Source organism: Corynebacterium silvaticum, from assembly GCF_004382825.2.
Lineage (GTDB): Bacteria > Actinomycetota > Actinomycetes > Mycobacteriales > Mycobacteriaceae > Corynebacterium > Corynebacterium silvaticum.
Genome location: NZ_SDQO02000001.1, coordinates 93,754 through 115,064 on the forward strand (window position 1 = coordinate 93,754; position 21,311 = coordinate 115,064).

The 21,311-nt window shown below is 56.4% G+C and carries 14 protein-coding genes, 2 tRNA genes and 2 pseudogenes; 6 read left to right on the top strand and 12 right to left on the bottom strand.

The window, feature by feature from the left end:
* Positions 1-112: 112 nt before the first annotated feature.
* On the top strand, positions 113-9,211 hold the full coding sequence (locus ET810_RS00530; RefSeq protein WP_134316389.1) for a type I polyketide synthase: 9,099 nt from the start codon (positions 113-115) through the stop codon (positions 9,209-9,211).
* A gap of 134 nt (positions 9,212-9,345) precedes the next feature.
* Positions 9,346-9,741: a holo-ACP synthase AcpS gene (gene acpS, locus ET810_RS00535; protein WP_087454431.1), complete on the top strand. Its 396-nt coding sequence runs from the start codon at positions 9,346-9,348 to the stop codon at positions 9,739-9,741.
* Between the two features lie 4 nt (positions 9,742-9,745).
* Here the strand turns inward: acpS and ET810_RS00540 are convergent, their stop codons facing one another.
* Entirely contained in the window at positions 9,746-10,399 is a 654-nt protein-coding gene (locus tag ET810_RS00540; protein ID WP_087454430.1) for a TetR/AcrR family transcriptional regulator, read from the bottom strand.
* Between the two features lie 40 nt (positions 10,400-10,439).
* Positions 10,440-10,919: a thioredoxin-dependent thiol peroxidase gene (gene bcp, locus ET810_RS00545; RefSeq protein ID WP_087454429.1), complete on the bottom strand. Its 480-nt coding sequence runs from the start codon at positions 10,917-10,919 to the stop codon at positions 10,440-10,442.
* 88 nt (positions 10,920-11,007) lie between these two features.
* Here bcp and ET810_RS00550 point away from each other — a divergent pair, with 88 nt between their 5' ends.
* On the top strand, positions 11,008-11,283 hold the full coding sequence (locus ET810_RS00550) for a DUF3618 domain-containing protein (protein ID WP_013912165.1): 276 nt from the start codon (positions 11,008-11,010) through the stop codon (positions 11,281-11,283).
* Positions 11,284-11,398: 115 nt separating this feature from the next.
* Complete coding sequence (locus ET810_RS00555) at positions 11,399-11,743, top strand: antibiotic biosynthesis monooxygenase family protein (protein ID WP_087454428.1); 345 nt, start codon at positions 11,399-11,401, stop codon at positions 11,741-11,743.
* Positions 11,744-11,752: 9 nt separating this feature from the next.
* Here ET810_RS00555 and ET810_RS00560 read toward each other — a convergent pair whose 3' ends face one another.
* From ET810_RS00560 to ET810_RS00570, 5 genes and pseudogenes are all read right to left on the bottom strand, one after another.
* A complete protein-coding gene (locus tag ET810_RS00560; RefSeq protein WP_087454427.1) occupies positions 11,753-12,307 on the bottom strand; it encodes an isochorismatase family protein in 555 nt (184 codons plus the stop codon).
* Positions 12,308-12,548: 241 nt separating this feature from the next.
* Positions 12,549-12,704: a hypothetical protein gene (locus tag ET810_RS12935; RefSeq protein ID WP_259484202.1), complete on the bottom strand. Its 156-nt coding sequence runs from the start codon at positions 12,702-12,704 to the stop codon at positions 12,549-12,551.
* A 54-nt stretch (positions 12,705-12,758) separates the two neighbouring features.
* On the bottom strand, positions 12,759-13,247 hold the full coding sequence (locus ET810_RS12940; protein ID WP_318655673.1) for a zinc-binding dehydrogenase: 489 nt from the start codon (positions 13,245-13,247) through the stop codon (positions 12,759-12,761).
* A pseudogene (locus tag ET810_RS12945) lies at positions 13,233-13,550 on the bottom strand (NADP-dependent oxidoreductase); the annotation flags it as partial. The pseudogene ET810_RS12945 and the gene ET810_RS12940, both read right to left, overlap by 15 nt.
* Positions 13,551-13,766: 216 nt before the next feature.
* Positions 13,767-13,839, bottom strand: a tRNA-Lys gene (locus ET810_RS00570).
* 384 nt (positions 13,840-14,223) lie between these two features.
* On the opposite strand from ET810_RS00570, the gene ET810_RS00575 reads away from it, so the two are divergent.
* The gene (locus tag ET810_RS00575) at positions 14,224-15,411 is read left to right on the top strand and encodes a L,D-transpeptidase (protein ID WP_087454426.1); all 1,188 of its coding nucleotides are present in this window, start codon (positions 14,224-14,226) and stop codon (positions 15,409-15,411) included.
* A gap of 62 nt (positions 15,412-15,473) precedes the next feature.
* Here ET810_RS00575 and ET810_RS00580 read toward each other — a convergent pair whose 3' ends face one another.
* From ET810_RS00580 to ET810_RS00600, 5 genes are all read right to left on the bottom strand, one after another.
* Entirely contained in the window at positions 15,474-16,304 is an 831-nt protein-coding gene (locus tag ET810_RS00580) for a dihydrodipicolinate synthase family protein (protein ID WP_087454425.1), read from the bottom strand.
* A 57-nt stretch (positions 16,305-16,361) separates the two neighbouring features.
* Positions 16,362-16,437 (bottom strand) — tRNA-His (locus ET810_RS00585).
* Between the two features lie 46 nt (positions 16,438-16,483).
* Positions 16,484-17,143, bottom strand: a complete 660-nt coding sequence (gene orn, locus ET810_RS00590; protein ID WP_087454424.1) for an oligoribonuclease — start codon at positions 17,141-17,143, stop codon at positions 16,484-16,486.
* Positions 17,144-17,208: 65 nt separating this feature from the next.
* Positions 17,209-18,012, bottom strand: coding sequence for a mycolate reductase (gene cmrA / locus ET810_RS00595; RefSeq protein WP_087454423.1), 804 nt, complete (start codon positions 18,010-18,012; stop codon positions 17,209-17,211).
* A gap of 152 nt (positions 18,013-18,164) precedes the next feature.
* Entirely contained in the window at positions 18,165-19,160 is a 996-nt protein-coding gene (locus ET810_RS00600) for an MDR family oxidoreductase (protein WP_134316310.1), read from the bottom strand.
* A 274-nt stretch (positions 19,161-19,434) separates the two neighbouring features.
* Between ET810_RS00600 and ET810_RS13065 the strand changes: the two are divergent.
* Positions 19,435-21,264: pseudogene (locus tag ET810_RS13065) on the top strand (S8 family serine peptidase).
* Positions 21,265-21,311: the final 47 nt, after the last annotated feature.

The window sequence follows — 21,311 nt, forward strand, 5'->3', positions numbered from 1 at the left end:
TTTTACGACAATAGTGTCTCTAAAGTCTCTACTTTTTGACCCTATCGGACGCCATTGTCAGTGAACCCGTGAGCGCAGAGCGCCAGTCCAAGACAACAGGAGAGTTACTCAGGTGACTGAACACAGCATCTTTAAAGGGCAGCAGTCCGGATCTTCGCGTCTCGTTGAACGCTTTGATTCCGAGCCTTTTGCGCTCGTATTTGCCGGGCAGGGGTTTGATTGGTTAAAGACCCTCCGCGTATCAGTAGCCCAGGGTGCAGGGAAAACCTTGGAGCCAATCGTTGCAGAGGCAGCGCAACGTCTGATTCCTATTTCAGATGTACTGGCGGTTGCTAGGCCATTTGGTTTTAAGCCATTGGAGTGGGCCAATCAAGAGGACAATGCAAGCGTGGATGCATCCCAAGCCGCTATCAGCGTGCCTGGTATTCTCACGTCCCAACTAGCCACGCTGGACCTGCTGGAAAGCCAAGGCCTGGATGTGGATAAAGCCGCTGCGGTTATTGGTCATTCGCAGGGTGTTTTGGGTGTTCATAGCGTGCGAGACCTTACTCGTGCCGCAGAGATTCTTGCCATTGCAGAAATCATCGGTGCGGTCATCGGGCATCACGCTCGTGTCACAGGACTGGTGGCACGCGGTGGTACCGCTCCCATGGTCTCGATTGACGGCATTACTTGTGAACAATTGGAGTCCGCTATCTCTGCTGCATGCGGCGGCATTGATAAGGACATTCGCCCTGTAGTTGGGCTTAAGAACTCGCGTACTAATTTTGTACTCGTTGGGCGTCCTAAAGACAACGAGGCAGTGCTGAATATTCTGCGCTCGCAGGCAGCAGCTGATGCGCGTGCAGTAGAGGCCAAGAAGCGTGGCGGTTCTGCTTTCGCCCCGAAGATGACCTCGTTGAACGTTCAGGTGGCTTTCCATCACCCAGCTATGCTTCCTGCCGTTGAACGCGTGGTTGAGCTTGCGGAACGCGCTGGTTTGGATGGAGACCTTGCGCGGAACATCGCCATGGACGTCATGGTCACTCCGGTCGATTGGGGTTCTGATGTACAGACCGCGCTTGACCAGGGCGCACGATGGTTCCTTGACGTGGGACCACACGGAGGCGTGGTATCCCTGACCGAGCAAGCACTTCTGGGGCGTGGCGCAATGTCCTTCGCCGTGTGCGGCACAGAAGGCCAAGCACAGCTTTTCGACGCTGGCCGCGCGCCCATCCTCCCGCAGCCTTTTGCGGCTTTCTCGCCGACGCTGATAAAAACTCCTCATGGCGTGCGCGTAAAGACTAAGTTTACTGAGCTCACCGGGCGTAGCCCCATGCTCCTTGCCGGGATGACCCCGACCACCGTTGACCCGGAGATCGTCGCGGCGGCAGCGAATGCAGGCCACTGGGCAGAGCTAGCAGGTGGCGGCCAGGTCACCCCTGAGATCCTAGAAAGCAACATAGCCAAGCTCACCGGCTTGCTGCAACCAGGCGTGAACGCACAGTTCAACTCCATGTTCCTGGATCCTTATCTGTGGAAGATGCAGATCGGTGGCAAGCGGCTGGTGCCTAAGGCGCGGGAAAATGGTGCGCCTATTGACGGCATCGTGATCACGGCGGGTATCCCAGAGCATGAAGAGGCCGTGGCTCTCGTGCACGAGCTGCGTTCTGGCGGATTCCCGTGGGTTGCTTTTAAGCCCGGCGCGGTAAAGCACATCATGAAGATTTTGGCTATTGCCAAAGACGTTCCAGAAACCCCCATCATTATGCAGATTGAGGGTGGCAAGGCTGGCGGGCACCACTCATGGGAGGACTTGGATGAGCTGCTCATCAGTACGTATGCCAAGATCCGTGAGCATGACAACGTGGTGGTGTGCGTCGGCGGTGGCATAGGCACCCCGGAGCGCGCTGCAGACTATCTGACCGGTTCGTGGGCTCGTCATTATGGCTTCCCCGATATGCCTGTCGACGGCATTCTCGTGGGCACGGCTGCCATGGCGACCAAGGAAGCGAAGACTTCTGAGGCCGTAAAGCAGCTGCTGGTTGAGACGCAGGGCACTCAGGAATGGGTCGCAGCTGGTAGCGCAAACCAGGGCATGGCTTCTGGCCTATCGCAGCTGGGCGCGGATATTCATGAGATTGATAATTCCTTTGCCAAGGCTGGCCGTCTTTTGGATTCGGTGGCTGGAGACGCAGAGGCTGTGGCAGCTCATCGCGAAGAGATCATCGCGGCGATTGCTAAGACGGCCAAACCATACTTTGGCGATGTTGAAGACATGACGTACCAGCAGTGGCTTGAGCGCTATCTTGAGCTGTCTGGTCCTGTGGACGGACAGTGGATTGATTCGAGCTGGTACCGCAGGTTCGTGGAGATGCTGCACCGCGCCGAGGCGCGTCTGGTGGCACAGGACCATGGTTCTTTCCCATCGGTTGTCTCTGTGGAAGAGACGGAATCGCCACAGGTGGGCGTCGATACGCTCTGTGCGCATTACCCGGCTGCTGAGACCCTCGTGCACCCGGCGGATGCGGCGTGGTTCCTAGAAGCGCTGGCAACCCCGGGCAAGCCTGCTAACTTTGTGCCGGTCATTGATAAAGATGTGCGCCGTCGCTGGCGTTCGGACTCATTGTGGCAGGCCCATGATGAGCGCTACAGGGCGGATCAGGTCGCTATTATCCCTGGTACGGCTGCGGTTTCGGGTATCACGGTGGCTAATGAGCCAGTCGCTGAGCTGCTTGGTCGTTTTAACGCTGCTACCGTTGATCGCTTGGACGCCGCAGAAGCGGAAGAGGCTCAGGCCAGCGTGGTCGAGCGCGTGCTGAATGCCTCTGGTACTTCATGGGCGGGTCGCCAGGTCGATTCTCTTACCGCCCGACTGGGGACTGCCTCGGAATGGGATGTTGAGGCGAACGTTGCGATGCACGCACCGAGCGGGGCGCGACTTGTGGAACTTGATGCTGAGCACGCCGAGCTTCAGGTGCCGTTGCTGGGGTCTACTGCTCCTGGAGTGGCGGCCAGCATTGCTATCCGTCTCACCATGCCCGAGGACGCGCCAGCCGGTTGTGTACCGCTGGTTACCAGGGAAGACGCAGAAACCGCGATGGAGGGGCTGACCCAGATAGCTGCCGGTGGTGTATTGGGTTCCATGGACGATGACGGCGTGACTGCTGTCTGGCAGAGCGCCCTGAGCCGCGAGGATGCAGCTACCTATGAGACCGTGACTGCCGGCTATCTTCCTGCTTCTGTCGAGTCAGCAGGTATTGCCCCTGACATCCTGGTGGGCAAAGCATGGCCAGCTATCTTCACCGCAGTGCGCAATGCCGTAATCCCGGACTCTGACGGCGCGAAGGTCGTCGAGGGAATGCTCTCCTTGGTGCACCTTGAGCACCATGTCACTATGGTCGACCAGGACTTGTTCTCTCATTGCGTTACCGCCGAGGATTCCTCACCTGTATCCATTGAGGTGAGCGCCCGGGCGGAGGAAATCGTAGACACCACCATTGGACGCATCGTGATCGTCCGCGCGGAATTGCGTGTCGACGGCACCCTGCTGGCACGCCTCAGCGAGCGCATGGCTATCCGCGGTCGCCGCGGGAATGCCGTAGTCCGGACGAACACCTCTGCTCTTCCCAGTGTCATTGACGCACCCCGGTCCTTCCGCGCGTTTGCAGCCGTCACGGCTCCGCAATCCATGCATCCTTTTGCCGTAGCGACGGGCGACCGAAACCCCATTCACGTGTCCGAGACCGCCGCAAAGCTGGCAGGCCTGGGAGAAGGCGTGATTGTTCATGGCATGTGGACATCTGCAATGGCCGAGCTTATTGCCGCTGGTGGCTACTCCGATGAATCTGTATCCACCCGACCGAATAAGGTCATGGAATATACCGCGACGATGCTCGCGCCGGTGTTGCCGGGCCAAGAAGTAGAGTTCCTGGTTGAGCGCTCGGGCATTGATTCGCGCGAGGGGCGCGGTGAAGTTCGTGAGATCACCGCAACCGTTCAAGGCTCTATAGTCCTTACCGCGACCGCGGTCATGGCTGCACCGACAACATTCTATGCATTCCCAGGTCAGGGCATTCAGTCGCAGGGCATGGGTATGGAATCTCGTGTGCGTTCTGCAGCTGCTCGTGACGTGTGGGCGCGTGCGGATCACCACACCCGCTCTGCACTAGGATTCTCTGTTTTGGACATCGTTCAAAACAACCCAACCGAGGTTCGCGTTGCTGGCGAGACATTCTCGCACCCCAAGGGCGTTCTTTTCCTCACCCAGTTCACACAGGTGGCTATGGCAACCCTCGGTGTTGCTCAGATAGCTGAGATGAAGGAAGCTGGGGCTCTCGACGAGAAGGCGTGGTTTGCTGGCCACTCTGTGGGCGAATACAACGCGCTATCTGCCTATGCAGGCGTTCTGTCCCTTGAGAGCGTAGTAGAGATCGTCTACCAGCGTGGACTTACCATGCATAGGCTGGTGGAGCGGGATCAGGATGGAAACTCCAACTATGGTCTTGCCGCTTTGCGTCCACACAAGATGGGACTCACCGAATCTCAGGTCTTTGATTATGTCGCTGGCATATCCCAAGAATCTGGCGAGTTCCTTGAAATCGTCAACTACAACCTTGCCGGAATGCAGTACGCAGTGGCAGGAACAAGCAAGGGACTCAAAGCCCTAAGCGCTGATGTGGAACACCGCGCGCCGGGCAAGCGGGCCTTCATCATGATTCCTGGTGTCGACGTGCCCTTCCACTCCTCGCATCTCCTTGATGGTGTGGATGCCTTCCGCGAGCACCTGGATTCATTGATTCCAGCGGACGTAGATCTGTCTATGCTGGTCGATCGTTATGTTCCCAACCTCGTAGCACGCCCATTCGAGCTCACCACGGACTTTGTCTCCGCCATACTTGAGGTGGCACCGGCTGAGATTCTTAAAGACGTTCTTGAGCGCTTTGATGAGTTGTCACAAGCACCGGTCACGCTTGCTCGCACCTTGCTGGTGGAGCTGCTGGCATGGCAGTTTGCGTCGCCAGTGCGCTGGATTGAGACGCAAGATCTGATCCTGCGCCCTGTCTCTGAGGGCGGCCTCGGCGTGGAGCGTTTTGTCGAGGTAGGCGTGGGCTCGGCACCGACTATCGCGAACATGATGGGACAGACTCTCCGGCTTCCGCAGTACGACGGCGCCGAGGTGGAAGTACTCAACATTGAGCGCGACCGCTCGATAGTCTTTGCCACCGATGAGTTGACACGTACTGTGGCTGCACAGGCTACCGACGCAGAAGCAGAGTCTGCTGAGGTCGCACAGGATGTTGCAACGGTTCAGGTTGCCGCAGCCGTGGCACCCACTGAGGTCCCGGCGGCCGCTAGTGGCGCTCGCCCAGACGACATTGCCTTTACTCCGGCTGACGCAACGATGATGCTGATCGCGTTGTGGACTAAGGTTCGCCCGGAACAGATGGGCGATGCGGACTCGATCGAATCCCTGGTTGAGGGCGTATCTTCTCGTCGTAACCAGCTGCTGCTAGACCTGGGCGTGGAATTTGGCCTTGGCGCAATTGACGGTGCCGCAGATGCGGAACTGGTGGAGCTCAAGAAGACGGTCTCGCGGATGGCTAAGGGCTACAGCGCCTTTGGGCCAGTGCTTTCCGACGCCGCCAATGATGCCCTTCGCCGAATCACAGGACCTACCGGCAAACGCCCCAACTATATTTCCGAACGCGTAGCGTCCACGTGGCAGCTTGGCGCTGGCTGGGCCGATCACGTTACGGCAGCTGTGGTCATTGGTGCTCGTGAGGGCTCATCCCTGCGAGGGGGAGACCTCGCAACCTTGACGCCTGCGGCACCCTCTAACGCAGCTGAGCTAGATCAGCTTATCGACGCTGCTGTGCAAGAAGTCGCTGCTCGTCAGGGTGTGGCAGTCGCACTTCCGGGTGGCGCATCAGCCGGCGGCGGAGTCGTCGACTCGGCAGCATTGGGCGAATTCGCGGAACAAGTGACAGGCAAAGAAGGCGTTCTTGCAGCGACGGCTCGCACGATTTTGTCCTCGCTGGGCTTGCATGACACCGCAGAAACTCAGTCCCTAGAAGACTCCGATGCAGATGCGGCGCTGTATGAACTCGTGTCTCAGGAGCTAGGCGCTGATTGGCCTCGACAGGTCGCCCCGAGTTTTGACGCCAACCAGGCAGTTCTTCTCGACGACCGCTGGGCTTCGGCGCGTGAGGATCTTTCCCGCGCAGCACTGGGAGAGGGGTCAGTGGATTCCCTCGACCTCACTGGCGCAGGTGAGATCGTTGCGCAGCAAGCTGAATTCTTTGGATTCGAAGAACTCGCTGCACAAGCGCGCTCACAGGAAGCACTCGCGTTTGCTGACGACGTCGCCGTGGTCACCGGTGCCTCACCAAACTCCATTGCAGCTGCGGTAACCGCCGAACTGCTCTCCGGCGGGGCAACCGTGGTCGTCACGACCTCCTCTTTGAACCATTCCCGCCTGCAGTTCTATAAGAATCTGTACCGGGAAAGTGCCCGTGGCGGTGCCGCGTTGTGGATTGTTCCTGCGAACCTCTCCTCCTTCGTGGATATCGACGGCATCATCAAGTGGGTTGGCGAGGAACAAACCGCGACGGTCAATGCCCAAAAGCAAGTGATCAAGCCAGCACTTGTTCCTACGCTCTTGTTCCCCTTCGCAGCACCGCGCGTCCAAGGTTCCTTGTCCGACGCTGGCCCGCAGGCAGAGATGCAGATGCGCCTCTTGCTGTGGTCCGTCGAACGCCTCATCGCAGGGCTATCGGAGTTGGGTACTAACACCCATGTGGGCGAACGACTACATGTTGTCCTCCCAGGTTCTCCCAACCGTGGTCGTTTTGGCGGCGATGGTGCGTATGGCGAATCTAAGGCGGCCCTCGACGCGCTTGTCACACGCTGGAATGTAGAAAAGTCGTGGAAGCCACATACCTCGCTCGTCCATGTTCTCATCGGATGGGTACGCGGAACCGGACTCATGGGTGGAAATGACCCACTCGTCGAGACCGTCGAAGCAGCCGGCGTTACCACCTACTCCACGCAGGAGATCGCCGAGATTCTGATCGGCCAGGTCAGCGCAGAGGTACGTCGTCAAGCTGCAGAAGCTCCGATAACCGTTGATTACACCGGTGGCCTAGCAGAGTGCGATCTCAACTTGGCTGAACTCGCAAGCAGCATCCATTCTCAGGTCTCGGAAGAAACAGATGCACCTGAAGAGAGCGCTCCGACTCTTAAGGCATTGCCTACTCCTGCTTCTACCGCTCAAGAAACCCGTCCAGATTTCCGTGGGCAGGTTCACCAGAATCTGGATGACATGGTGGTTATCGTGGGCGCTGGAGAACTTGGGCCATACGGCTCTGCTCGCACCCGCTTTGAGGCCGAGCTCACCGGCGACCTCGGTGCTGCAGGCGTTCTGGAACTGGCATGGACGATGGGGCTGGTTCACTGGGATGAAGACCCCAAGCCGGGCTGGTATGACGCTGACGATGAGCCTGTGGACGAGGCGGACATCTACGACCGCTTCCATGATGAGGTTCTGGCTCGCGTTGGCGTGCGTCGCTACCATGACGACTTCCACATGGTGGACAACTTTGCTCCAGAGCTCACCACGGTCTACTTGGATCAAGACCTCAGCTTTAGCGTGAACGACAAAGAAACTGCTCGTACCTTTGTTGATTCAGAGCCAGAACTCACCTCAGCGGTGCTGAACAAGGAGACCGGCGAGTGGATAGTCACGCGGAAAGCCGGGTCGGCTGTGCGCGTTCCGCGCAGGATGGCTATGAGCCGATTTGTCGGTGGTCAAATCCCAGAAGGCTTTGACCCCAGCGTCTACGGTATCCCCGCTGACATGGTGGATAACCTAGATCGCACCGCACTGTGGAACCTGGTGTGCACCGTCGATGCCTTCCTGTCCTCGGGATTCAGCCCCGCGGAACTGCTGCGGGAGCTTCACCCCGCACGGGTCTCCTCCACACAGGGAACTGGCCTAGGCGGAATGCAGTCCATGCGTGCGCTGTACATCGATGGTTTGCTGTCAGAGCCTCGCCAAAACGACATTCTGCAAGAGGCACTTCCCAACGTTATGGCTGCTCATGTCATGCAGTCTTATGTGGGTGGATATGGCCAGATGATTCATCCGGTAGCTGCATGCGCAACTGCTGCTGTTTCCGTGGAAGAAGCCGTAGACAAGATCAAGTTGGGCAAGTCTGACTTTGTGGTCGCCGGTGGCTTCGATGACCTATCCATCGAGGGAATCACCGGATTCGGTGATATGGCAGCTACCGCTGACTCTCAAGAAATGACGGCCAAAGGCATAGAAGATCGTTATTTCTCTCGCGCCAACGATCGCCGCCGTGGCGGATTCGTTGAATCTGCTGGTGGCGGAACCGTACTTCTGGCACGAGGCAGCCTGGCCGCTGAACTCGGACTCCCCGTACTCGGCGTGGTTGGATTCGCAGAATCCTTCGCAGACGGAGCGCACTTGTCTATCCCAGCCCCAGGCTTGGGCGCTCTTGGTGCTGCGCGTGGCGGAAAAGACTCTCGCCTTCTCGCGGATCTGAAACACCTGGGAGTCTCCGCGGATGACGTCCGGGTTGTGTCTAAGCACGACACCTCCACGAACGCGAATGATCCCAATGAGTCCGACCTCCACGAGCGTATTGCGCACGCGATTGGTCGAACAGAGGGCAATCCGCTGTACGTGATCTCGCAAAAGAGCCTCACCGGCCACGCAAAGGGCGGCGCTGCTGCATTCCAGCTGATCGGCCTTACTCAGGTTCTGCGCACCGGTGTCGTACCAGCTAATTACAGCTTGGACTGCGTCGATCCTGTACTTGCAAAGCACTCGCACCTGGTGTGGCTGCGTCAGCCGCTCAACATTGGGCAGCTGGCTCCTAAAGCCGGAATCGTGACCTCCCTCGGATTCGGTCACGTGTCTGCACTCGTAGCCATCGTGCACCCAGAAGCCTTCGCAGAAGCTGTTCGCAGTGAATGCGGCGAGGAAGCCCTTGCGACATGGCGTAAGGCTGCCGCAGACCGTGAACTCGCCGGTAGCCGTCGTTTACTCCGCGGCATGATGGGACGGGCCGCGCTGTACGAGCGTCCGGTGGAGCGAAACCTGGGCAGCAGTGGCGACGCTGGCAAGGAACGCGAGGCAGCAGTCCTCTTGAGCGATTCCGCACGACTCATCGACGGCATCCTCGTTCCTACCCCGAATAAGTAGTCTCCCCTGATCAAGGGCCTGCCCCACACCGACATCAACGTGTGGGGCAGGCCCTTGTTCGTGCGCACTACGCATATCGCGTAGATCTCCCACGCGATAAACTTCAAGCGTTCCCGAGAAAAGGAAGATGACCCATGTTTATTGGGACGGACCTCGTTCACATCCCTAGCTTTGCAGAGCAGCTACGCACGCCAGGTTCTTCTTTTGCAAACAACGTCTTCAGCGCGCTTGAGCTACGAGTGGCCGCAACAAAGCCGGATAGAGATACGCACCTTGCCGGTCGATGGGCCGCCAAAGAGGCCTTTATCAAGGCATGGAGCCAAACGATGTACGGCAGCGCACCCGTGATAAGCGCGGAGAACGTCGAGTGGCGAGACATCGAAATAGTTCCGGACGCCTGGGGGAGAGTAGTGGTGAATCTCCGTGGGGAAATCCAAAGACTCGCGCAGATAGACCAGGCGCAGGTGAGCATCAGTCACGATCATGACTATGCCATCGCGCAGTGCCTTATCCCAGGGGCTGCAGGATAAGAAGCTAGCCGGTGGCTACAGCAAAGAGATAGGCCACCAGCATCCTCTTAATTTCCGTAACTCGCGCGTGGAACATCTCATCTGTGGAAGCACGGTCATAGACCGCGTAGTTCAGCAGCGAGGAGACCGTGTGCACCAGCATGCGAGAGATTTCCGCCCGGCCTTCTTCTGACGTTTGCGGGGCGAGCGGGCGCAGCGCTTCTCCCACGATTTCTAGCATGGGCTTTTCTGTGGCCGCTGCTGTCGCTCGCGTCGCGGGAGTGGACTGAATGGCATGCCAGACGCTCCTGCGGGAGGGGTCTGCACGCCACATATCCGCCAGGTGATCAATGAACTCGTCGAGGAAGTCCGGCCACTGAAGCGCCGGGACCTGCTCAGAGAACTTTTGTATTTCTGCCAGGGAAGCCGCGGTGTCTTGGCGATCGAGCTCGCAGATCATCACGTATTTATTGGCAAAGAATTGGTAGATGGTTCCGATGGGCACCTCGGCGCGACGGGCGACTTCATCGAAGGTAAAGGACTCAAAGCCTACGTCGACAAGCACAGAGCGAGCAGCAGCGAGGATTCTGTTGAACCTCTCGCGGCTGCGTTGCTGCGCGGGCCTGCGGCGAGGGAGGAGAATTTCCCCGCTGGTCCTGATTACTTCGGGTTTGCCCATGGTTTACATCGATTGATTCTTTACTAGAGAAGACTGATAGTTATTCGCTGGCGAGCAGATCGCGGAGCACGCGTGCAACATGGCCTGTAGCACGGACGTTGTATAAGGCTAAGCCAAGCGTTCCGTCTGGTTCTACAAGAAACGTTGAGCGGATAACGCCTTGGACCACTTTGCCGTAGTTCTTTTTCTCTCCAAATGCGCCGTAGGCCTTCATGACGTCCTTAGATGCGTCGGAAAGCAACGGGAAATTAAGCTCATGGTCGTTGCGGAAGTCACTGAGCTTTTCCACCTTATCGGGGGAGATGCCGACAACGTTGATACCTAGATTGTCGAGCTGAGCAAGGTTATCCCGGAAGTCACACGCCTCCTTTGTACATCCAGGGGTATTAGCGCGGGGATAAAAATAGACCAGCACCCGAGAGCCACGGAAATCCTTAAGTGCCGTTGTGCCGCCCTTGTCATTGGGAAGATCAAAGTCGGGGGCCATATCGCCGATGGAAAGTCGCACTTGTTCAGTCATGGTCTAAAGGATACCGGCTACGCACACACAACGGGTTTCGGGCTAAGATGTAAGGAGGAAATAGCGAAGAACTCAGAGGAGAGTATCCGTGGCACGCGATATTAATGACATTCAGCGCGACATTGAGCGCACCCGTCGTCAGCTCGCAAGCACCCTCGACGAGATTGTGGATCGTTCTAAGCCACAGAACTTTGTCGACGATGCCAAGAAGCAAGCAACCACCAAGCTACAAGACCCCCAAATCCAGAAGATTCTCGCGGGCATCGGAGTAGCTGTGGCCGGCCTAGTGGTCCTGGGCATCGCACGCGGACGCAAGAAGAACAAGGAACTCAAAGAAATCCAGCGTCTTCTCGCACAGCGCTAAAGCTTTTCGACGCCACCCCCTAGTAGCCCACAAGCCATATCCTCACGCTAACTGCCGTGCGGATATGGCTTTTTGCTTCTGCACGTCGTGGCACATACGACTAGCATCGGTGCCTATGAGCATCATTAAAATCAATGCATTGTCCGTGCCCGAAGGCCGCGGGGAAGAACTAGAGAAGCGATTTGCGGCACGCAAACACGCTGTGGATTCCACGCCGGGCTTTGAAGGCTTCCAACTCCTACGCCCCACTGCTGGTGAGGACCGTTATTTTGTGGTGACCAAGTGGGCTGATGAAGAATCTTATGCGCAGTGGCGCGATGGGGAAGCCCAGAGCCTGCATGGCCATGGCCGGGGCGAGAACCACGAGAACGCATCCAATTCCCACACTGGTGGTAAAACGCCCGTGGCACAGAAATCTGAGCTTTTGGAGTTTGACGTGGTGCTGGACTCTACGAAGTAGAGAGGCCAACTAGCGGAGGACACACCCGTGGTCTTTGAGACGGCGCAACATTGCGCGGGTGTTGTCCTCATTAACTGCGGCGCACAGGTGCGAGAGCACTGTCACATGGAAGCCTTCTTGTAGGCCGTCGAGCGCCGTAGCCTGAACGCAGTAATCCGTAGCGATCCCCGCGATATCAATCTCGCGTACCCCACGAGCTTGTAACCATGCGCCTAAGAGTTGACCATCTGCCGTGCAGCCCTCGAACCCTGAGTAGGCGGCGCTGTAGTGCCCTTTATAAAACACCTCGTCGAAGTGCATGGTGAAGAGCAATGGGTGAAAATCTGCGCCTTCTGTGTTGGCCACGCAATGGATGGGCCAGGTGTCGATGAAATCTGGGGTTTCAGAAAAATGATCGCCCGGATCGATATGCCAGTCTTTGGTGGCCGCAATATAGTCATATTTTTTCCCGTGCAGTGTTACGTATTCTGCAATGGATTGTGCTTGGATTGCACCTTTGACCGTTTCTAGTGCCCCGCCCGGACAAAAGTCATTTTGGACGTCAACAATGATGAGGGCTCGCATATTTTCCTTCCGAGAAAGCGGCTCGCATATTTTTTTCCTTCCGAGAAAGCACAGAGAAGGTATAGAATCCATATGAGGATACATCTCGGCTGGATGAACGCTGCATTGGGGTGTCAATAGGGGTAATTATTAGGGATAATGCTTTGCAACGCCACTCAGTATCCACAAACGCCAGATCCCCCGGCTAACCGAAAAATAGCAATCGTCTAGCGGGGGACCAGGTATGCGGTGTGGAAATCCTCTAGAACTCCACGATCATCTTGCCAGTGTTGCCACCTTGGAAAAGCTCCAAGAACGCGGAGGGGAGAGCCTCAACACCGTGGCGAGTAGTGACATCAAACTGTATTTGCCCAGTGACCACAAGCGGGGCTACGACCTGTTGAAACTCCTCAATCACATTCCATGTACTTGGGAACAACAAAGCCGCGCAGGGTAAGGCACTTACCGATGATTAAGCGCATATTGCGTGGCCCAAAGGTTTCTCCTTCGGAATTGTATTGGGAGATCGCCCCACATAGCGCTGCCCGGCCAAAGACATTGAGGTGGTCGATTGCGGCTTCAAGATGGTCGCCGCCGACATTATCAAATAGACATCAATGCCATTGGGTGCTGCTTGAGCGAGTGCTGCGGAAACATCACCGTCGCGATAGTTGAAGGCGGCGTCGAAACCTAGCTCTTTCAAGCGCTCAACCTTGGCGTCTGTGCCCGCAGAACCAACGACAAAACTAGCTCCGAGGTGTCGCGCGATCTGACCCGCAGCTGAGCCGACGGCACCGGCTGCCCCGGAGATAAAGACGGCGTCGCCCTCCTTCATCTCCGCGACTTTTTTCAACCCGATGTAAGCGGTCAAACCAGTCAGCCCTAGTATGCCTAGGTAAGCGTGAGCTGGGACAATGTTTGTATCTACCACCAAAGCTTCAGCCTCATCGACGATGGTCATCGTTTGCCACCCCTGGAAGTGACGCACGCTCGCGCCGACCTGAATCTTCTCGGACTTTGATTCCACGACGACGCCGACGGCACCACCAGACAGCGGTTGATCAATCTGGAATGGCGGGACGTACGATTCCGTATCGTCCATGCGGCCGCGCATATATTATGGGTCGACCGTCGCTACCTCATTGCGGACCAACACTTGGCCGGCCTGCAGTTCGGGGAGCTCGACGACCTCCTTGCGGAAATTCTCCAGCGTGGGCATTCCTTGTGGGCGAGACGCGAGAACCCATTGGGTAGTTGTGGTCATACGAAGATGCTCCTTTTCCCTTGATTGTTGTGTGTGAACTTGTGGTCCACGAATGCTTTTAACAATCCCTCAGAACCCCACGGAGATGAAAAATATTCCAAATTACGTATGTCTTGTGAGGTTTGAAGTTCGGGGAGATCAAAAGGAATAATGAGGTGCATAAACGAAAAATCTCCCTCCGCCTACATAAAGCAGGTGGAGGGAGATTATAAGAAGTGCGCCATCAGGGACTTGAACCCCGAACCCACTGATTAAGAGTCAGTTGCTCTGCCAATTGAGCTAATGGCGCATTGTTGTCCTTTGCGCCGTGCGGCGCGCTGTGCAACGAGAAGAAATATAACCCTATTTGATGGTTGTTGTAAAATCGCCTGGTCAGGACGTGTTTCTGGGTGGGTGTTTTATGGCTGCTTTGCGGGATGTGTATAAAGGGCTTTGGGGTGGGCGTCGGCACGCTAAAAAGAGGGGCGGGGAGCGTAACGACGGGTGCTCGGCAAACGATGAAGGGGAGGAAAAGCACTGGTGGTTTGGGTTAGATAACAATGTGGCAAACATGGGTTGCTGCGAGCCGGTATCAGTGGGAAAAGACGTTACGATGTGGGTTCGTTGTCGTCGTGACGAGGTGCCGCGAGGAAAATGCGGCATCGATCGTGGTTGTAGGAGAAGAAGGAAAATAGTGGCCAAAAGGGTATCCAAGCGATCGTATATAGGGGTAGCGGCGACGCTGTTGGGTTTCTCGTTGTTGATGGCTGGATGCACGATAGCTAATGGGGGCGGGGATGAATCGGGGCACAGCGAGCAGTCCTCGCAGCAGGTGGAGAAGAAGCTTGCTCCCGTCGCTAGCGTGAATAATGGCGAAACCGGGGTGGATCCCTCCGCGTTTGTCACGGTCAAATCCTTGGGCGAGGGCCTGAAGAACGTGACCATGACTAATGAGAACGGCAAAGAGGTTCAGGGCGAAATCTCCGCGGATGGACGTTCGTGGTCTACCACTGAGGTCTTGGGTTTTAACCGTTCGTACACCATTGTGGCGAAAGACAAGAACGGGGAATCTTCCACGACGGGGTTCCAAACAGTAACCCCGGCGGCGCAGGCATTTGGTTCTTTAGCTCCCCTGAACGGGGCGGTCGTGGGAGTCGCCCAGGTCATCGCGATGCGTTTTGATGCAATCGTGAATGATCGCAAAGCTGTGGAGGACGCAATCAAGGTGACCACCGAGCCTGCGGTCGAGGGCGCATTTTTCTGGATTAGCCCCTATGAGGTGCGGTGGCGGCCGGAGAACTTCTGGGCACCGGGAACCAAGGTCACCGTGGACGCCAAACTTTACGGCAAGAACTTAGGCAAAGGCGTTTACGGAGATAACGACAATTCTGCGACTTTTACCATCGGCGACCGGGTCGAGGCAGTAGCTGATGACGCAACAAAGACCATGACCATCTATCACAATGGCGCGCCTGTCCGGTCGATGCCGATCTCCATGGGCGCGAATAAGTGGCCGACCCCTAATGGGGTTTACACCATTGGGGATAAGAATCCTTCCCTGGTAATGGACTCGGAATCCTATGGGCTCTCCCATAAAGAGGGCGGTTACCGTGTTGATGTGAAATTTGCCACGCAGATGTCCTATTCCGGCATCTACGTGCATGCGGCGCCATGGTCTGTCTATGCACAGGGCAATTCCAATACGTCTCATGGTTGCATCAACGTGAGCACGGAGAACGCGCAATGGTTCCAGAACTTTGTTAAGCGAGGGGACATCGTCACCGTGCGGAACACGGTTGGCGGTTACATCAGCGGCTATGACGGCCTGGGGGACTGGAATATCGACTGGCAAACCTGGAAAGCCGGAAACTCGAATATCTAATATTTCCTCATGCTTTCAAGGCCTCGTAGCTCTATGAGTTACGAGGCCTTTTGCTCACCGTGCTAATCGACGCCACCCAGTGGCGCTCGACATACTCCCATATCTATGCCTTCGTGGTCGGTGATGTAGTCCTTGAGCGTCTGAATCGGGGCTTCCCCTTTGATCTTGGACACCAACTCGGAGAGGAGATCATTATGCGGAGGCTCAAGGCCCTTTCTGAGCGCCTCGAACCATTCGACGGTTTCCTTGGGTGCCATGTTGCCGGCGATGGATGAGAGGTAGGTAAAACCGGTGGTGGATACGCGGGAATTGATGTTGACCTCACCACCGGCATAGTAGCGAGTTTTAAAGGGGGTGAGCTCTTGAACGACCTCGTCAATCTTGAGTGTGCCGCCTGGATCTTTGATGCCGATGACGTGCGCGAGCATGCATAGCTGCGCCAGGGTGGAAGCGCTCGCGTCGAAACCAGTGCGTTCTGGGTGGTTGTAGATGATTGTGGGCTTACGGGCGGCGTCGATAACAGCTACCGCGTAACGACGCGCCTGCTCCTGCGTAGGGCGCACATAGGGCGGGAACCCCAATAAGATGCCATCAATCCGGCTTAACGACGCCACGTAGCGTCCTAGCTCCACAGCGTGGCGCTGTCGGATAGCGGCAACACCCACAAGTATCTCAATTCCAGGCGCCCAGGGATGCTGATTCACGGCGTCATACAGAGCATGTTTTTCAGAGGCGTCCATGCTGTGCTGCTCGCCGGTGGAACCACCGAAGAGGATTGATGTGATGCCTTGGCTGATAAGCCAGTCTGCGTGGGCCAGGGTGGACTCGATGTTGAGGGATTCATCGTGGTGGAAGGCCGTGGGCACGGCAACATGGATCCGAGCGTTAAGCATGCAGTGATTGTATCGGATGACAAAAACTCCCTGACTAAAAATAGTCAGGGAGTTCATTGGGGTGGCTGACGGGGCTCGAACCCGCGACACCCAGGATCACAACCTGGTGCTCTACCAGCTGAACTACAGCCACCATTGCCGCTTCAAAGCAGCGAGGACAATATTAACTCACAAATCTATTATTGCAAAAACTGCTGGTAGGACTGGGTTGCTTGGGCAGAAGCCTCAATGCATTCTGCGTTGGTGAGATCCTTTTTAAAGAGTACTTGGCGGTAGTACTCAAGTTCGCGAATGGACTCGACGATATCCGCTAGCGCGCGGTGTGCCATGCCCTTTTGCGGTTGGTTGAAGTACACGCGCGGGGCCCAGCGCCTGGCAAGCTCTTTGATGGAGGAAACATCGACCATGCGATAGTGCAGAGCCTCGTCGAGCCTAGGCATATAAGCATTGATGAAGCTGCGGTCGGTGGCAATGGAATTGCCCGCCAAAGGGGCCGGATGCTGTGGGTCGCAGTGCTTGGCAATCAGCTCAAGGACAGCGTCTTCGGCTTCCTTGATGGACACCGTAGAGGATCGAATCTCCTGTGTCAGGCCAGAATTTTCGTGCATCGTGGTGACGTAGTCATCCATTTTCGCGAGTTCTGCTTCCGTGGCATGCACAACAAGGTCTACTCCCTCGCCAAGAATATTCAGATCTGCATCAGTGATAAGTGCGGCGACTTCGACGATCACGTGACGACGAGTATCGAGACCTGTCATCTCAAGGTCTATCCAAACGAGGCGATCATTTTTAGCGGGGGTATCAGACATGTTTTCCAAGGTACCCGTATCTTGCGCCATTGTGGCAGCAAGGAGGTGTTTCTAACCACGAATTGACGCAAGATCGGGTGAAGATGCGTTGGGGTTTATGATCCTAGCTTTTTATAGAACCAGCCCATCAGTGGTGAAAGCACCGCAGTGGGGGCAATTGCGGAAATTGCATTCATTGTTTTTGATAAAGGCCCAGGAACCACTCGACGGGAGTTCGCGGCGAGCGCTGCGAGAGTTTCTTTCGAGCAGGACTCGTAGGTGGTCCAGAGGAAATCAGGCACAACCTTATCCACGATGGACTTTTCGGCGTCGTCGACGACCGCATCACGTACGGGCCCTGGCGCCAGCAGAGTACAAGCCACGCCGGTGCCACGAAGCTCGTAGTGGAGAGCCTCGGTAAAAGCGTTTACTCCTGCTTTAGTGAACACATAAGTGGCATTGTTGGGGATGGGGACATTTCCGGCGGCGGAACCAACGTTGCAGATGGCGCCCGTGCCGCGCTCAATCATGCCGGGAAGCACCGCGTGAGTGAGTTCAAAGACTGCCCGGGCGTTGAGCTCGAATTGTGTGTCTTCATAAGACCAGTCTTGGTCGATGAAAGGGCCAAAGCTTGCGATTCCGGCGGAATTGATGATGATGTTGACTTCCACGTCTTGAAGTTCGTTGATGAGCGTTGCGCGCTCCTCGGGGTTAGCAAGGTCGCAGGCCATAACGTCGACTTTGACGCTGTGGTTTTGTTCCAGCTCTTCCGCTAGCTGCTCAAGAACGTCACGGCGCCGGGCTACCAGAATGAGATTGTGGCCCATGCAGGCAAGATCCTTGGCGATCGCACGTCCGATTCCTTGGCTTGCGCCAGTAACTACAGCTCGTGCATGAATAGATGGTGAAGGTAATGCCACGGTAGTTCTCCTGAACATTGGTTGGAAAGCGCACAGAGTTCTCACCCATACTACGTGCGTCCGCGGCAGTACCGTAGTTATAGCTGGCTTTAGCCCGTGGACGTCGCATAGCTTGTTGCGCAGATTAACGCCCACGTGAGCTCGGCCTGGCGTTAGTTGATCTCGACTACCGTCCTGCCGTGACGTTGGTTATTCATCAGCTCCTTGCCGGCATCGATGACGTCGTCTAGGCCGATAGTGGTTGTTATAGCGTCCAGAGCCTCTGTATCTAGAGCCTGTGATAGTAGCTCCCAAGCTTTTTCGCGGTGTTCTAGAGGTGCGTCAACGGAATTGATGCCAACGAGCGATACGCCACGAAGGATAAAGGGAAGAACCGTGCCTGGTAAGTCTGCACCTTGTGCCAAGCCGCACGCTGTAACCACTCCGCCCCATGTGGTTTGAGCGCAAGCGTTGACAAGGGTGTGGGATCCCACGCAGTCGACAACACCTGCATATATGGCGCGCTGTAGCGGTTTGCCCTTTTCGCTCAGTTCTTTTCGCTCCACGATGGAGCTGGCCCCAAGACCTAGAAGATAATCTGAGTGCTCCTCTACTCGGCCGGTCGCTGCGACAACGTTATAGCCAAGCTTGTGCAGTAAAAGAATGGCGATTGACCCCACGCCACCGGTAGCGCCTGTGACAAGGACGGGGTCATGATCGGGCAGAACCCCGTGTTGTATAAGCGCGTTCACGGAGAGCGCTGCTGTGTATCCTGCTGTGCCGATAGCCGCGGCTTGCTTCATAGAAAAAGTAGAGGGGAGGGGCACTGTAGACGAGGCGTGAATACGCTGGCGCTCGGTGTATCCGCCATGGCGGAATTCCCCGATTCCCGCGCCATTGGCAATCACTTTATCGCCGGGTTGGAACCGATCGGATTCTGATTCCAACACCTCGCCAACAGCATCGATACCGGGAACTAGGGGGAAGGTGCGGGCCACGCCACGATCCCCGCGCAGTGCCATGCCGTCTTTGAAGTTGAGGGAGGAATAGGCAACTTTAATGAGCAGATCGCCATCGGCTATATGTTCCTCGATGGATGGAAGGATGCGGGTGGTTATCTCCCCGGTCTCGGAAGACTGAACCACAACAGAACGCGATTGAGTAGTCATGTTTTCCAACCTAGCCCTCTTTGCTGAGTCGGGTGGCTGATAGTGCGAATGTGCACAGGCAAATCTGGATCAGGTGATTGAGTATTTCTGGGCACTCTCTTTTATCTCTATGAACTCGGTCTCACTCGGATAGGGGAGCTTTGCATAGGGGGGAGCTGAGAATTAAATGAAGCTTGCCGAGCAATGGTGGGTTTTACCCCATGATTTTTGTGGAAGAATTTTTGCCGGAAAAAGTTTCGGATCGATTTTCTTTCATCTCGTTATAATTCCATGCGTGAAAACTTATTCCCCAAGAACTGTATTCTCACGCAGGGGTGGCGTATCAGTGGTATGCGCTGCCATAACATTCGCATCTCTCGTTGCTGTCGCTGCTCCTGCTTTGTCCGTTGAAGAACCCAATGATTCCCTCGCTGTTGTGCAGCGCCAAAGCGTTGCTCCGACTGGTGAGGCGCCTGCTGCTCGATTCACTGTCACGTTCAACCAAATGACGACGCTGGATCAGGCTAAAAGGATGAACGTTCTCGATAACATTGTTGAAGAATTTTCATCTGATGCGTCTTTCGTCCGCCAGATGTTCGACGGCTCATACGTTGTTGAGCTAAATCCACCTGTGCCTGCAGAGAGAATCCCTTCCCTCCGAGGCACCCTCGAGTCCAAAGCTGAAATTGCGTATGCGGATATTGACCGCGTCCAATATTCCCCACTTCTCTTGCCGCACCTAACGACGAACACTACAAGTATCAATGGCACCTCTTTGACCAGTTCGGTGCGAACGTCGATAAGGCGTGGGCATCGGGTGCAGACGGTGCTGAGACCGTTATCGCCGTGGTGGATTCAGGCATCACTAGCCACGCCGATCTTAACGACAAGATCTTGCCCGGCTACGACATGATCTCTGATCCTCGGATCTCTCGGGATCGCGACGGTCGCGACAATGACCCAACTGATATGGGCGACTGGACCTATGATGGCACCTGTGGTCGCGACTCCCGGGCCGCAAACTCCTCCTGGCACGGAACCCACGTGGCAGGTATCGCGGCGGCGATCACCGACAACCATGAGGGCGTAGCCGGCGTTGCTCCTGACGAAAGATCCTTCCTGTCCGTGCTCTGGGGCGATGCGGCGGTTACACCTCCGATATTGCAGACGCGATCGTGTGGGCCGCGGGCGAGGACGTTCCCGGCACTCCTCACAACGACAACCCCGCCGACGTGATCAACCTGTCACTTGGCGGAAAATCTCGTCAGTGCATGCCGATCTACCAAAATGCCATAGATCGCGCATTGTCCCGTGGCGCAACAATAGCTGTGGCTGCTGGCAACGAGGATCTGCCAACCGATAACGCCCAACCTGCATCGTGCGACGGCGTGATTACTGTGGGTGCTACTGGTCCAGAAGGGCACCGAGCTGCCTACTCTAACTACGGACGCCACGTAGACCTTGGTGCACCTGGTGGCAATATGAGGCCTGTCTTTGGCAACCCTACCCCGGCCGCCGGCATCCTTTCCACCGTTAACCGTGGTCTGCGTACCCCTGAGGCCAGTGGCTATTCCTACATGGAAGGCACCTCTATGGCCACCCCTGTGGTTTCCGGTGTCATCGCTTTGATGAAGGCTGCGGATCCTACGATTAGTTCAGACGAGATTGAGCGCATCCTCCGCGACACGGCACGTCGCTATACGACGGAACCAGGTCCAGGACAAGGAAAAAGACTGCGCACGGGATGGGGGCAGGGGTTGTCGACGCCCACGCTGCGGTGTGTTCTGCACTAGCCTGTAGCGGCCGTAGCTGTGACGACGCCCGTCCTGCGCCTAAGCCGGTTGCTGTTCCTACGCCGATCGTGGAAACCGTTCCTGCGCCGGCTCCTTCCGGCCCCGAATTGGTTGACCTGGACCCTAGCGACTCCCTCGCTCCAGAGCTCGACCTTCCTATTGTTGACGCAGAACCAGCACCTGTGGCTGAGGCTCCCGTAGAGCCCCGTCCTATTGTGTGGAAACCGGTTTCTGAGGAAAGGGAACGCCCTGGTCGGGACCACAGAAAAGAGCCCGCAAAGCAGCAATGCAGCCGCTTTGAACGACTTCTTACATGGAAGAAGTGCTCTTAAATCCTTTGTAGACGCATGATAAAAGGCGCGCCCCGCTTGTCGTAGTG

What these genes read in the sequence shown, in the direction of transcription:
- ET810_RS00600 (WP_134316310.1), bottom strand. Translation starts at nt 19,160, where the DNA reads ATGACTACTCAATCGCGTTCTGTTGTGGTTCAGTCTTCCGAGACCGGG.
- orn (WP_087454424.1), bottom strand. Translation starts at nt 17,143, where the DNA reads ATGGCGCAAGATACGGGTACCTTGGAAAACATGTCTGATACCCCCGCT.
- ET810_RS00560 (WP_087454427.1), bottom strand. Translation starts at nt 12,307, where the DNA reads ATGCGAGCCCTCATCATTGTTGACGTCCAAAATGACTTTTGTCCGGGC.
- ET810_RS00580 (WP_087454425.1), bottom strand. Translation starts at nt 16,304, where the DNA reads ATGCTTAACGCTCGGATCCATGTTGCCGTGCCCACGGCCTTCCACCAC.
- ET810_RS00555 (WP_087454428.1), top strand. Translation starts at nt 11,399, where the DNA reads ATGAGCATCATTAAAATCAATGCATTGTCCGTGCCCGAAGGCCGCGGG.
- acpS (WP_087454431.1), top strand. Translation starts at nt 9,346, where the DNA reads ATGTTTATTGGGACGGACCTCGTTCACATCCCTAGCTTTGCAGAGCAG.
- ET810_RS12940 (WP_318655673.1), bottom strand. Translation starts at nt 13,247, where the DNA reads ATGACCATCGTCGATGAGGCTGAAGCTTTGGTGGTAGATACAAACATT.
- bcp (WP_087454429.1), bottom strand. Translation starts at nt 10,919, where the DNA reads ATGACTGAACAAGTGCGACTTTCCATCGGCGATATGGCCCCCGACTTT.
- ET810_RS00540 (WP_087454430.1), bottom strand. Translation starts at nt 10,399, where the DNA reads ATGGGCAAACCCGAAGTAATCAGGACCAGCGGGGAAATTCTCCTCCCT.